Genomic DNA, 12,181 nt, shown 5'->3' on the forward strand with positions numbered 1-12,181 from the left:
TTCCGCCGGCCGGGTCTTGAATCGCATTCGGGAGGTCGCGTTCGGTGGATGGTGAAGCGGAGATTTGGCGTACTGATCCTGTCACGCTGCGCGATGTGCTCCTGGATCGGGCAGCCGTGGAGAGCAGACTCGAAGGATGTCCGCCACTTGAGCGGGTCTGGATCCTTTCGCTGCTCGGCCGCGATGAGGAAGCCGTGGCCGAAGGACTCCGCCTTCTGGAGGACTCGCATGACAGGTTCCGGCCCCTGCTCGTCCTTGCCCAGGCCTATCAGCGACGGTACAAGTGGCACGAAGCGGCCAAATTGCACGAGGAAGCTCTCCGCCTGGCAAACACCCGCGCGCGCGAAGCGCTGGTACGGCACCAGATCGGCCGGCGTCTCTTTGATGAGGCGCTGTACCGGGACGCCGCAGCCGAATTTGAGTGGGCCTACGACTTGTACAGAACCACCGGCCGGGACAGGCTCGCGAAGATCTCCAGGCAGGCCATGATGCGTGCCCGCCAGATCTCGGCACAGTCCTGACACAGCAGGTCAGCGAAACGTCGGAGGCCACTGGCCGTCCTTGGGCCCATTTTCTCCCCATGGGTATACACCGGATCCCCGGCACCGGCGAGGCCACCAGCTGTGCAGAACTGCGACAAACGCGCAGCTCAAGGCATTATTGAGCAAATCTTGACCTTTCTTACGGGTCATCTTGAGCTTGACTGTGTAGGCGGCTCGTTTGCAGTTAGGATCGGCGGGTTGGCCTACTGAAAGGCGCCTCTTGATGGATTTCCTCCGCTATGTCACCGGTCTCGCGGTCTTCCTTAGCCTCTCGTTTGCACTGTCGTTTTCCGCCCACCTGCTCCTGATGCGACATACGAAGCGGAAGCACGCTGCACTGTCAAGCCAAGAGCAATAGCAGCCGACCGTGCCGTATATCGACATCAATCCGCACCGGCAGCGACCGAAATGGCTCGGCTACCTCGTGCTGGCCGTTCTCACGGCCCTCACCGTCATTGTTGTCATTGCTGCTCTTGTTGGCACATAAGCCCGCTCCCGAGCGGACGCCGCGGGGCCGAATCTGCGGTCTCGGGACTTCTGACCCTGGAGGCTGTCCTGGTACCCGTGGTGGATCTTTGCCGGGCGCGGCACGAGGGTAGCGTTCTTTCTCCGTCCGGGCACGGCTAAGCGCCGCATCGGATCCGGACTGTCCCCCCAGACAGCGGAACTGGCGGCGGCTGCCGCCCACGGAAAGGCCAGGACAGCACATGACCGCTGGATTTGAGGTATTCCTGGACACGCAGCTGCGGTTCAGATTCCGGCTGCGTGACGCAGACGGTGCCGTGCTGGCCGTGTCGTGCCCGTTTCTCAGCAAGCGGGAAGCTGCGGCGGGGATTGCTGCCCTGCGCGAATGCGCAGGCACGGGCCTTATCGCCGACCTCACGGGTCACCGGCACGGTCCGGACACCATGCCGGTGACCGGGTGCCGATGCAGCCCTATCCGCCGGAGGTCCTGTAGGTCGCCGCGTCCTGATCAACAGCTCTAATCCCGGCGCCGCCTACAACGCCGGTCTCCGGCCAGCGACGTGGCCGCTTCGAGCCAAGGTGGCCGGGCGGGTACTTCCGCGCTATGCGCCACAGCTGAATTAGACGAAGGCTCACTGACCGGAATACGGTGTTCAAGGCGTCTCCGCATCCCCCGATTAGCGGAGCCGTTGCCCGAGGGAGGCCTCCGCGCTTGAGCCCGTCCTGAGTCTGGAGGCTTTTCCTCATGATGCAGCTGGCCCCATGGCCTTGGGACCGCCCGTCGTCCTCGACCACTGCCCAGCCCGCCGCTGGCAACGCTGCACGATAGTGCCGCAACACATCGACGTCTCCCGAGAGCACAAACCTGCGTTCACAGCCGCCTACACCACTCACGCCGCCACCGCTGAAATCGCCGATGTGACTGATGGAATCGAACGCCCGCTGGGACTCACGAAATGCCTGCAGTGATTATCCGGCGGAACATTTGTTTCCCTGTCCGACTCCCACCCCAAGCTCAAAATAGTCTTCGGCGTTCTTTCACGTCAACACGCTTTAAAACCCTCTCGACCCGGAATCTGGAACCGTGGACGCCTTCACATCCCCATCTCCCCGTGGATCACGCGATGCTCTCTCCGTCCTGCTCTACGTGGCGGTCATCGCGTCGATCTTCTTCGCGTACATCCAGTTGTTAGTTGAAGCACACAGAAAAGGTGCCGCACCCCGGATCAGGGGCGTGCGGCACCTTTTTGGATTCCATCACCAGAAGTGGGCCACGTCCACGATCAGCCGGGAACCGGACCCTGGCCCATCCAAGGTGAAGACCCGGAAGGGCAACCGGGCACGGACGCCTAAGCCGATGCTGGTGTAACCCTCGAAGCTTCCGGCATAAACCACTTGCCGGAAGGTCTGGTAGCCGGCCACGTTGGACAGCTCAGCCTTCGCGGCGGGGTTGTAGGTGACGTTGCCGTTGCTGTCATAGGAGGGTGCGTTCACTGTGACCTGCAGGCGTGCATTGCCCTGCACAGGGATCGTGAAGCCGGTGCCGTCCTGGACGATCTCCGGGACGTACTGGACGGTGTAGCCGTTCACGGGGCTGTTGAGGTCGACCACCATCCTGTCGAAGCAGGATTGCTGCCCGGTCCGGACGTTGGTGACGGATGCGGTGCTCATGTCGAGCGCGGTTTTAGCCGAAGATCCCCATTCAAGACTGCAATACGATGTGGCTGCCGAGGCGGGCCCCGGTGCCAGGATTCCCAGCCCGACGGCCGCGAGGAGTGCCGTGAGCCAGAGGAGGAGCTTTTTCATTTAGGTGCCATCCAGAGAAAGTGGTGGGGTTGGATAGCTCAAGCGTAGGAGTGTCAGGTGCGTGAAACGAGGGTTGTGGCCGTTTCGGCGTGCAACCGTGAGAAACGCAGAATTTGCATCACGCGTTTGTAAATCCGGGCCTCAATTACTGCCGTCCTTTACCGTTCCGGTGCCGTTTCCGGACCCGGATGTTATCCGGATAACGACGCCGGAAAGACGCAAGCCCATTGGGAGTGCCTGGCGACAGACGCATGACTGCCGTAATGAGCTGGCACGGGGGGCAGATAGGCTGGGGCCCTGACGTTGGGGGACGCGGCGGAGCCGCTTGTGCACATCAAAGAATTTCGAATGGATTTAGGGGACTAAAGCCTTCGATGTCCACGCCTTCCTCCCTGGGGCCTTCCCGTCCCTTATCACAAACCATCGTTCCGTGATAGCTGTCACGGAACCCCTGACAGCCTTGGCCACACACCTAACCAGGGTTATCAGAACTCGGCTCCATAACCGGACGCTTCAATCTTCTGGACCTCTGGCCCAGGAAAATCAACTGAATACCAGTGCTCCCGGCTGGCGTTCAGGTCGGACCAGGGGCAGGAAGCACCGCCCGGTACCTGCGCAGCGGGAAGACTGATCGCAGGCGCTGCTCTTATGTTCCGGGAGCAGTTCGGCGCTCAGTCACCGCACGAGCCTGGCGACGGGAGGGGCACCAGCCCGCAGATGACTGGAGGGTACTTTTAGAAAAGGGATGGCGAAGCGATCGATGAATCAGGCTCCGATTCCAGCGCTTCAGTGTCGGCTTCTTTCACGGCATCCTCTGCGACACTCACAGGAGCTCCGGGCTGGCAGGGCTTTCACTGCGGCGACCAGCTCGTCGTAGTCGCCGAATTCGCCCTTGATTCAGCATGGTATTGCCTGAAGATATCGCTACCACCTCGAGGTTGGCAAAGGACACGTTCTACGCCTGATCGTTGACAAGAGCAGGCCCCGGACGGCACGTTCGAGTCCTTTCTTGTTTTACCGTCAAAGTTTCCGAGCAAAGTGATGCATGTTACGATGCCTTCAATTTCCAGTTGCGAAAACGGTCTAGAAATATGGGCCTGGTGAGGGGCTGTTGTGCCGTTTCGAAAGGCCTTGGTTACGGTCCGGTATCTGGCGCCCTCACGTCGGAACTACACATCCTCCCAGAGGCTCTCGGGCCGCACGGCGCTGTCGAACCGAGAGCTGAGAATTCTCGAGGGATTTCAACTCGAGCCCTACGCCGTGCCTGGTAATAATGACACCCATGTGAGCCTGAAGAGCTTTATTTTGCCGATTACAGAGGTTCGGCGTCTGATGGCTGCACTGTCAAAAGCTACTTTGCTGACCTCAGCCCAACTGCGCAAGGATCCGTCCGACCGAACGCCGGTCGAGATCGAAGTGAAGGGTCGCTTCTCCGGAAAGGCCCGGATGCTCCTCGAAGACGCTCTGTCTTTACTGGAGGCTGATGAATTCTTCCTCCAAGATTGCCTAGGGGCCCTTGAAAAGAACAAAAAAACACCCCCTGTACCAGCCAGCCATGTTCTTGCGCGGCAGGAGGCGGCCCGGCGGATTGGACCCTACTTCAGTCCATTATCCCTGCGGGCCTACCTCGGCATTGAAAGGGTTGAAGATTTCACTCGCTGGGTGGATACCAGCGACGTCCTACGGGTGTTCAGTGAAGAGGATCTCGTTGCTTATCCTGCCTTCCAGTTTCGAGACGGCAAGCTTGACCCAAGATACGCTCGAGTCCTCCATGAGTTCCGTGACGAGACGATGTCTGGATGGGCAATCGCGGACTGGTTCACGGTCCCGCAATCCGGCCTGAAGAGTTGTGCGCCGAGAGACTGGCTGGACAAAGGCAATCCTGCCGAACCGGTTGTCCTAGTTGCACGGGAGTACGTCATGCATTGGGGCAGGCCATGAATGAACCGGACCTCCAAGAATACGAGCAGTTCCAGAAACCGGAGCGCGAAGAAGTCATCCAACGTTTACCTTCGAAACCGGATGATTATTCTGCTTTTCCGTCCATGAGTTTCCCAGCAGGTTCGAAGTGGTACCGGAACCACGGTCCCCTTGGTGCTTGGTATTTCGACGGGTCTCTTGGAGGGCGGTTCAATTTATTGTCGCCAAACGGCACGCTCTATCTAGCAAATACCGAAGAAGGAGCGTTCCGCGAATGGGTCGGGCCAGGGGTTGATCCGGCGGCACATCGGCGCGGAATCCACGACTCACTACTTCGGGACAGGTGGGTGTCCTTTTTGACCCTTCCGGTGGCTGTCAATGCGGCGGACATCAGTGCATCGGACTCACTTTGGTGGGGCATACTCCCTAGGCTCTGGTGTTCTCCGCCGTATGACACTCCACAGGCATTTGCCAAAGAATTCCTTGAGGCTGAATTTGGGGGCATATACACCCCGCTTCAGTACACGCCCGGGCAGAGGGGTATTGCCGTCTTCGGGGAAGAAGGACCGCGGGAATGGGCAGCCGGCGCGGAAAAGGTTTCAATGACCGCAGTCGCCCAAAAGCTTGGCGTTCCGGTCTGGAGGGCGCCGAAGATGAGGGAAATGAAAATGATTTAGACAGGGTCATAGGAAGCAATGTGCGGGCACGTTTGAGAGTTGGCGAAGCATTTGCACATGATTACAGAATCGAGTCGGGGACAAGTGACCGAGGCACAGCTGGCTGAGCGGGGCAGGATCGTGATTGTGGGCGGCCAGGCAGTTCAAGACCCTCCGCTACCAGCTAGCCCAGCTGACAACGCAGGGCAAGATCGTGATAGGCACGGCGGTCACCGATCCTTCGTTTCTGTGAAGCGTCTTCAGCACACTCAGGGCGCCACGATTCAAGAAACCTTTGCGGTCAACGGCATCCCACGTGACCTCTTCAGTGCACAAGCCCTGTTCGACCGATCACCGTTCGACTTTGAGCGATGGGCAGTATCGATGATCAACGCGGAGCCTAATCAGAAACAGGTTGGCGACAAGGGAATTGATGGTGTGGCGCGCTTCCCAATTGATGGCGCAGGCAAGATCGGTAAAGTCCTTGTCTCCGTGAAGGGCGGTAAGAACTTGAACCCCGGCATGGTCAGGGATTTGAAGGGGACCGTAGAAACCCAGAAGGCGCAAATGGGGGTTCTAGTCACCTTTGGTGAGGCAACTCGGGGCGTAAAGGATGCGATTGATCACGGCGGTCTTTCTGTCCACCCTGCGAACAGTCAGCAGTTCCCGCTGTTACAGCACATCACGATTGCTGAGCTCCTAGCAGGCAAACGCCCTGAAATGCCGCCTACCATCCTGCCGTATATCGAAGCTAAGAAGCAGAGCTTGCCGAAGTTGACTCCCACCCTGTTCTAGTTCGTTCCAGGCATCCGATAGACTGCGGCAGCTACAAGGGCCGGAGAAAACGGGGGCGACATGGACGCGAAAACGAACCACCCTATGCTGCCGCTGGCACTTCAGGGTTTCGGGGATGCGCATAGTCGACACAGGGACCTTCGACTAACTTCCGACCCTGCGAGCCTCTTCGTTTCCGCTGCTGAATGTGTCTACTGGGCGGCAACCATTCATGAGCAGCTTCGCTGGTGGCCGGAGTACGCGGAGTTCACAGCGGATCACGTGCTGGGATCGTTGCTGCCGGGCGTGCGCTATGTACGCAACCTAAAAACACACAGTCTGCCTATGACTATGCAGAGTGTGGAGGGCCTGATGTTCCCGATTGTGTTCCCCAAGGTGTTCTCTGAAGTTGTGTGGCTGCCGCTTGACCGCTTGCCCGAACCAAATCGGACCACCAAGTTCACGCAAATGCAGGCAGAGTCTTACGCTCAACAAATGGCCGGTGTCCCCACGCGTCACACGTTCCAACGACTCGCGGATGGGTTTACTGAACTAAGGGGGCTGGAAGGTTCGCCGCTGGGCGTGGCTTCCTCCCGCACGGTGTAGGCACCCAACCGCTAGACCTCTGAGTCCGCAGAAAGTCCGCAAGAGGTCCGCAAACCTACACAAACCGGCAACCGCAGCCCACACTGAAACCGCTAGAAATCAACGGATACAGTGCCTGCCAACAACGCACATTTATGTAAGGGAAGTTCCGCTTCAACGTGTAGGTTGGCTCTTTTTCCCAATGCTGGGATCAGTTGCTGGCACTCCGCACAAGGTCCGCAAGAAAGCCGAGAGCATCGTCCATCATGGCTTCGGCAGCGGATCTGGTGCGATCCTCCGCGGTTGGCAGAGCGTGAACTCAATTTCGTTCATCTCCTCAAGCTGAGCCGAAATTCGCATACTCGAGAGCGGTTCGTCAGTCAGCGGGTCATACTGTCTGCGGCTCAGGGCCGATACTGATTAGTCGCGCTGTCGGCGGCGGCGGGCGCTGAGGACCTCAGCAACCCCAACCAGGGCCAACGGGAACGTCACGACGGCTGCAAGGTGGCGCTTCAGATCATAGGGGTCCTGAAGTGCCGCCCAGCTCACCAGAATTCCTGGCAGCCCTACGCAGACGGATACCCAGACGGGGTTGCCCCGGACATGGGACCCGATACTGGACGCTAATGACAGCGCGCATCCGGCGTAGATGTAGCGGCTACCGATCCAGACCTCTTCCTGTTCGGCCGGACCTGGCAACCAGATATGCCAGTTGGCGCGCGCGATCCCGTAGCCGATCAGGGTCATCGAGGCGAGGACGAGCAGGACCCAGACGATGGTTGTAGCCCACCGGCGCCTTGCTTCAAGCGTCGCCTTCACCTGTCGGCTTCTTCCGGGACAACGATACTTACAAACCTTACAGAAACTTCGCGTGGCATTCGACGTTCCGCAGGATAAGCCCTTCCATCGATCTGCAACCGACGCAACTCACCAGACTTCAACAACTGACGGACAGTCGGGACACGAACGGCCAGCTCCTCACCTACCTGGCTGATCGCCAAGAAACCTCGGGTGCTTCGGCGTCACAGGAGCAACACTCGCCCTGGAACTACTCGGCACCCTTAGCGATATGGGAGTCAGGCGACAACGGTAACTCCATGAACTCATACACTTCCCGCCACGCGTTATCCAAACGCATCTCAGCCAAAACCGTCTCCTCCTTGCCAGCGTTCGCACCGCGCTTCCGCAACTCAGAGAGCTCGTTGTACAGCGCCTCGACCTGCTCCAGACGCTTCCTAAATTCCAAGTCAGCCATTGCCAAAGACTAACTGACCGGAAGGTGACCAGATAGGTGGGGACATCCCATTCCGCGCATCTACTAGCACCACCGTCGGTAAGCACTCTCGCACTCCAAGAACCTGAAATGTTCCAACCAAAGACAGGTCAACATGCCAAGAGCATGAAGGGATGCGCCAACCCAATGCCCAACACCCACAGCCAAGACCTGCTGCACGCACACGCGTGAAGCGAACAAAGCGCGAGGCACATCAACCGGCAGCGTGGGTACGGGACAACCCAGATCAACGCACGCAAAGCCTTGGAACCACGGGTAGCCACAGGCACAGTCCGACACGCACGCTGCGGCGAGTACATTCACATCATCATCCCCGTCAGCCCAGCAGGATGCAGAATCAAGGGCTGTGGTTTCCGTTGGATCGGTTGCTACCATCCCCAAGTCGTCGGATGACGAAAGAGCCTGCAACGGTAAGCAACGCGAAAACAACGCCTGCCAGGCCACCGATCCAAGATCCAACGATCAAGCCCACTCCTCGCAAGTCCAGTCCTCGACCTTCTGACAAGCCGGGGACGTATGGCGGCCGGAAAAGCTTGGCAGCCAGCACACCGGCAAACACCATGTAGACAAGGCAGCCAAGGATGCCGAGGATCAGGTATCGAGGAACCCAGGCTCTGGACAAGCTGTTGTGGGCGACAATGCCCGTAATGATCAGGAGGACGCTCGGGGCGCACGACAGGACCCAAAACGCGACGAGCTCGAAGTCGTTGTAGTCCATAGCCCTTCTTTGTCCGGCCCTTCCCCGGAGTGGCTGCGACCCTCGCGGGAGCCGGCAGCGCCTAGGAAGCCCCGACGCGGCGATAGCGGATGTGGGTGGTCAGCGGCGAGTGGAGCACCTCGGCGGGTTCGAAGCCGAAGGATTCAACCCCGCCGAAGATGCGTTCCCCCGAACCGAGCAGGACCGGTGCGATGTCGAGGGTGAGCTCGTCGATCACACCGGCGATCAGTGCCTGGCGGACGGTCGAGGCCCCACCGGCGATATCCACACCGTTGTCCCCGGCGGCCTGGCACGCTGCCGAGTACGCAGCGTCGAAGCCGTCGGTGACGAAGTGGAAGGTCGTTCCGCCCTCCATCTGGATAGGGTCATGTTCGTGATGGGTCAGCACGAACACCGGCGCGTGGTACGGCGGTTCGGCTCCCCACCACCCGGTCCATTCCTCATCCCAGTCCCCGCGGATCGGGCCGAACATGTTCCGACCCATTACATAGGCGCCCCGCGGACGCATCAGCCACTCGTTCGCAAGGCTGTCAGCTTCGTTGGCACGCGGGTCGCCGATGTGCCAGCCGTGCAGCTCCAGCCCCCGTTTGCCCAGGGGGTTCTCGCGGCTCTGGTCCGGTCCGGCAACGAACCCATCCAGCGAGATTGACATGTGACAGGTCGTGTCGGGCATCGCGAACCTCCTGAGGGATTGCGACCTTGCATTGAGGCGCATGAGAATTCTGGCGATCCTAGCACCTCCTTAGGTTGCTTGGGTCAGCCCTGCCCGGAAAAACCGGCCGGACTGGCAACAGGGGAGATATAGAGTCATTGATTCGACGATCACGCCGATCTTGACAACGAATGTCGGCAGGGACAACATCCGCAATTACGATGAATGCCGTGTTGGGATGACCTTGGATTCGGGGCACCGAAATGACGAACGGTATGTCGCGAGAGAACGGCAAGAAAATCGGAATCTCTACATCCGATATGAAGCCCGAACCGGGCGACCTGGGCGGGCATTCACAACAGTCTGGTTCCTGGTCACGGCCGTAGCCGTGGTCCTGTGCGCATTCTTGTTCCACTTCCCCGGCGCCTCGGACCCCGTCCGTATAGGGCATCTCGAGGCCATCTTCATGGCCTCCTTTGGTTGGCCACAGCGCCGAGCGGGGTTCGACGCTGATTCCGCAGCGCTCATGGGGGTGGCCCCACTGGATTTCCAAAAGATCACCTGCCCTACGCTCATCATGCACGGCACTGCGGATAGAGCCGTGCCGCCGGAAACGTACGGCACGCTCACGCCCGCATCCCGCTTTGAGTTGTACTGGATGCGGGGTTCGCATGTGTCCTTCTTCCGTGAAGAGGGAGACACAGCCCAGCCTTACGCCCTTGAATGGCTGCAGCGCCAAGTCCGGAACGGGCTTGGCCCGTAGACGCAGCCCCCGGCAAGCCCTGCCGAGAGGGTGTGATCCCGGCCGGGCATACGCCGTATCCTTACTGAAGGACATCGGACTGATCCTGGCGACTCCAGGGGGACCCCTCATATGAGGGAACATAAAAGGAGACGGCATGCCTCTCAAGCGCCTGATTCACATCGTTTCCGGGGCTGTGGCTGCGGCTTTGGTTCTTTCCGGCTGCTCGGATGGCGGAGGAATCGGCGGAACAGTGCCGGCGGTGGTCGGCGAAGCCAAGCGCGGCGGCAGCGTGACCGTCGCCGAAGTCAACGCGCTCTCCTCGTTCAACCCGTACAGCACCGCCGGAAACACAGACATCAACTCCAAAGTCGGCTACATCACGCACTCGGGGTTCTTCTATGTGGATGACTCCGCGAGGGTGGTCCGGAACGACAAGTTCGGCCACTACGAAAAGGTCTCCGACCAGCCGTTGAAGGTGAAGTACACGGTGAACGACGGGGTCAAATGGTCCGATGGTGAACCGATCGGTGCAGGCGACCTGCTGCTGGCATGGGCTGCCGGTTCCGGCTATTTTGACGACGCCGACGCCAAGGCGGGGACCGGGACCAAATACTTCTCGGTCGCGTCCGACACCAGCGGCCTCGCCAAGACGACCTTTCCCGAGATCGGGGGAGACGGGCGTTCCATCACCCTGCAGTATGCAGAACCGTATGCTGACTGGGAAGTGGCGTTCGACGTCGGACTTCCAGCGCATGTGGTAGCCACGAAAAGCGGCCTGAACGATGAGGGGGACCTCATCGACCTGCTCAAGGACTCGCCGCGCGGGGACAGCGAAAAGCCTGCTGCTAATCCCGCTTTGAAGAGGGTTAGCGACTTCTGGAACTTCGGCTTCGATTCCAAATCGCTGCCTCCCGATCCTGCCATCTATCTCTCAAGCGGCCCCTACATCGTCAGGGACGTCGTCCCCGGTGCCTCTGTGAGGCTGGTCAGGAACAAGGACTACGTGTGGGGACCGGAGCCGCACCTGGACGACATCACCATCCGCTTCACACGGGGTGCTCAGGCTGCTGTCGACGCGCTGCGGAACGGACAGGCGGATGTCATCTCACCGCAGCCCTCAGCCGGCACCGAGGACCTCTTCAGCGGTCTCGCGAACCAGGGAGCCACCGTCCAGCGGTTCAGCCAGTCAGGCTACGACCACCTCGACCTGAACTTCAGCGGCCCCTTCGCCGAGGAGGACGTCCGCAAAGCGTTCCTCAAGACCATCCCGCGCCAGGAGATTGTGGACGCGGTCGTCGGCGGACTGATACCCGAGGCAAAGCCCCTGGATTCCCAGGTCTTCCTTCCGGCCCACCCAAAGTACGCAGACACCGTTAAGAACAACGGGTCATCCGAGTATTCCAAGGTGGACATCGACGGAGCCAAGTCACTGTTGCGGGGCGCCACCCCGACGGTCCGCATCCTGTACAACAGGGATAACCCCAACCGGGCGCGGGCCTTTTCACTGGTCCGCGAATCCGCCGGGCTTGCGGGCTTCCAGGTGGTGGATGCCGGGCTCGGCAACGCCGACTGGGCGACGGCGCTTGGCGGCGGCGGGTACAACGCCGCCCTCCTGGGCTGGATCAGCACGGGAGTCGGAGTCAGCCGCATCCCACAGATCTTCCGGACAGGGGCCGGCAGTAATTTCAACGGATTTTCCGACGGCGACGCCGACAAGGCGATGGAGCAGCTCGCCACCACCACCGACCTGGCCAAGCAGGACGAGCTCATGGCCGGGATCGACAAGCGCGTGTGGGCCAGCGCCTATGGATTGCCGCTGTACCAGACCACCGGGACCACCGCTTTCAGCAGCCGGATCGCCGGTGTGAAGTCAAGTCCCGGGCCGCTGGGCGTGTGGTGGAACGTGTGGGACTGGCACATCACCTGACCTTCCGCCACCGCGCCCTGATGGGATGGCACCCGCCTGTCGGCCCCGGTTTAGCCCGATTCGCCGACTTTCATACCAGCGAGTAACATGTGACATG

The 12,181-nt window shown here is 60.2% G+C and carries 14 protein-coding genes; 9 read left to right on the forward strand and 5 right to left on the reverse strand.

Features of this window, described 5'->3' with window-relative positions; genetic code table 11:
• Window positions 1-44: 44 nt before the first annotated feature.
• The 3 genes from QFZ40_RS05415 (at window position 45) to QFZ40_RS05425 (ending at window position 1,976) form a co-directional block, all read left to right on the forward strand.
• The gene (locus tag QFZ40_RS05415) at window positions 45-521 is read left to right on the forward strand and encodes a hypothetical protein (RefSeq protein WP_306903267.1); all 477 of its coding nucleotides are present in this window, start codon (window positions 45-47) and stop codon (window positions 519-521) included.
• Window positions 522-1,249: 728 nt separating this feature from the next.
• A complete protein-coding gene (locus tag QFZ40_RS05420; RefSeq protein WP_306903268.1) occupies window positions 1,250-1,528 on the forward strand; it encodes a YegP family protein in 279 nt (92 codons plus the stop codon).
• Window positions 1,529-1,769: 241 nt separating this feature from the next.
• Window positions 1,770-1,976: a hypothetical protein gene (locus tag QFZ40_RS05425; RefSeq protein WP_306903269.1), complete on the forward strand. Its 207-nt coding sequence runs from the start codon at window positions 1,770-1,772 to the stop codon at window positions 1,974-1,976.
• Window positions 1,977-2,264: 288 nt separating this feature from the next.
• On the opposite strand, the gene QFZ40_RS05430 is transcribed toward QFZ40_RS05425, so the two are convergent.
• Window positions 2,265-2,813: an AMIN-like domain-containing (lipo)protein gene (locus tag QFZ40_RS05430; protein WP_306903270.1), complete on the reverse strand. Its 549-nt coding sequence runs from the start codon at window positions 2,811-2,813 to the stop codon at window positions 2,265-2,267.
• Between the two features lie 1,284 nt (window positions 2,814-4,097).
• On the opposite strand from QFZ40_RS05430, the gene QFZ40_RS05435 reads away from it, so the two are divergent.
• The 4 genes from QFZ40_RS05435 to QFZ40_RS05450 are packed head-to-tail and all read left to right on the forward strand — an operon-like array spanning window position 4,098 to window position 6,769.
• Complete coding sequence (locus QFZ40_RS05435; protein WP_306903271.1) at window positions 4,098-4,754, forward strand: hypothetical protein; 657 nt, start codon at window positions 4,098-4,100, stop codon at window positions 4,752-4,754.
• Entirely contained in the window at window positions 4,751-5,410 is a 660-nt protein-coding gene (locus QFZ40_RS05440; protein WP_306903272.1) for an RES family NAD+ phosphorylase, read from the forward strand. The genes QFZ40_RS05435 and QFZ40_RS05440 overlap by 4 nt, the downstream gene beginning before the upstream one ends.
• Window positions 5,411-5,467: 57 nt before the next feature.
• A complete protein-coding gene (locus QFZ40_RS05445; protein WP_306903273.1) occupies window positions 5,468-6,184 on the forward strand; it encodes a restriction endonuclease in 717 nt (238 codons plus the stop codon).
• 60 nt (window positions 6,185-6,244) lie between these two features.
• Window positions 6,245-6,769: a hypothetical protein gene (locus QFZ40_RS05450; protein ID WP_306903274.1), complete on the forward strand. Its 525-nt coding sequence runs from the start codon at window positions 6,245-6,247 to the stop codon at window positions 6,767-6,769.
• 399 nt (window positions 6,770-7,168) lie between these two features.
• Here QFZ40_RS05450 and QFZ40_RS05455 read toward each other — a convergent pair whose 3' ends face one another.
• From QFZ40_RS05455 to QFZ40_RS05470, 4 genes are all read right to left on the reverse strand, one after another.
• Window positions 7,169-7,567: a hypothetical protein gene (locus QFZ40_RS05455; RefSeq protein WP_306903275.1), complete on the reverse strand. Its 399-nt coding sequence runs from the start codon at window positions 7,565-7,567 to the stop codon at window positions 7,169-7,171.
• 229 nt (window positions 7,568-7,796) lie between these two features.
• Window positions 7,797-8,003, reverse strand: coding sequence for a hypothetical protein (locus QFZ40_RS05460; RefSeq protein WP_306903276.1), 207 nt, complete (start codon window positions 8,001-8,003; stop codon window positions 7,797-7,799).
• A gap of 376 nt (window positions 8,004-8,379) precedes the next feature.
• Window positions 8,380-8,760 (reverse strand): hypothetical protein, encoded by a 381-nt coding sequence (locus QFZ40_RS05465; RefSeq protein ID WP_306903277.1) that lies wholly within the window; start codon window positions 8,758-8,760, stop codon window positions 8,380-8,382.
• A 61-nt stretch (window positions 8,761-8,821) separates the two neighbouring features.
• Window positions 8,822-9,433: a dihydrofolate reductase family protein gene (locus QFZ40_RS05470; RefSeq protein WP_306903278.1), complete on the reverse strand. Its 612-nt coding sequence runs from the start codon at window positions 9,431-9,433 to the stop codon at window positions 8,822-8,824.
• 445 nt (window positions 9,434-9,878) lie between these two features.
• On the opposite strand from QFZ40_RS05470, the gene QFZ40_RS05475 reads away from it, so the two are divergent.
• The gene (locus QFZ40_RS05475; protein WP_306903279.1) at window positions 9,879-10,175 is read left to right on the forward strand and encodes an alpha/beta fold hydrolase; all 297 of its coding nucleotides are present in this window, start codon (window positions 9,879-9,881) and stop codon (window positions 10,173-10,175) included.
• A 136-nt stretch (window positions 10,176-10,311) separates the two neighbouring features.
• Entirely contained in the window at window positions 10,312-12,084 is a 1,773-nt protein-coding gene (locus QFZ40_RS05480) for an ABC transporter family substrate-binding protein (protein WP_306903280.1), read from the forward strand.
• The last annotated feature ends 97 nt before the right edge of the window (window positions 12,085-12,181 follow it).

Source organism: Arthrobacter pascens (genome assembly GCF_030816475.1).
GTDB lineage: Bacteria > Actinomycetota > Actinomycetes > Actinomycetales > Micrococcaceae > Arthrobacter > Arthrobacter pascens_B.

Coding starts and splice junctions, on each gene's coding strand:
- QFZ40_RS05420 (WP_306903268.1), top strand. CDS start 1,250: ATGACCGCTGGATTTGAGGTATTCCTGGACACGCAGCTGCGGTTCAGA.
- QFZ40_RS05425 (WP_306903269.1), top strand. CDS start 1,770: ATGGCCTTGGGACCGCCCGTCGTCCTCGACCACTGCCCAGCCCGCCGC.
- QFZ40_RS05430 (WP_306903270.1), bottom strand. CDS start 2,813: ATGAAAAAGCTCCTCCTCTGGCTCACGGCACTCCTCGCGGCCGTCGGG.
- QFZ40_RS05440 (WP_306903272.1), top strand. CDS start 4,751: ATGAATGAACCGGACCTCCAAGAATACGAGCAGTTCCAGAAACCGGAG.
- QFZ40_RS05445 (WP_306903273.1), top strand. CDS start 5,468: ATGATTACAGAATCGAGTCGGGGACAAGTGACCGAGGCACAGCTGGCT.
- QFZ40_RS05450 (WP_306903274.1), top strand. CDS start 6,245: ATGGACGCGAAAACGAACCACCCTATGCTGCCGCTGGCACTTCAGGGT.
- QFZ40_RS05460 (WP_306903276.1), bottom strand. CDS start 8,003: ATGGCTGACTTGGAATTTAGGAAGCGTCTGGAGCAGGTCGAGGCGCTG.
- QFZ40_RS05465 (WP_306903277.1), bottom strand. CDS start 8,760: ATGGACTACAACGACTTCGAGCTCGTCGCGTTTTGGGTCCTGTCGTGC.
- QFZ40_RS05470 (WP_306903278.1), bottom strand. CDS start 9,433: ATGCCCGACACGACCTGTCACATGTCAATCTCGCTGGATGGGTTCGTT.
- QFZ40_RS05475 (WP_306903279.1), top strand. CDS start 9,879: ATGGCCTCCTTTGGTTGGCCACAGCGCCGAGCGGGGTTCGACGCTGAT.
- QFZ40_RS05480 (WP_306903280.1), top strand. CDS start 10,312: ATGCCTCTCAAGCGCCTGATTCACATCGTTTCCGGGGCTGTGGCTGCG.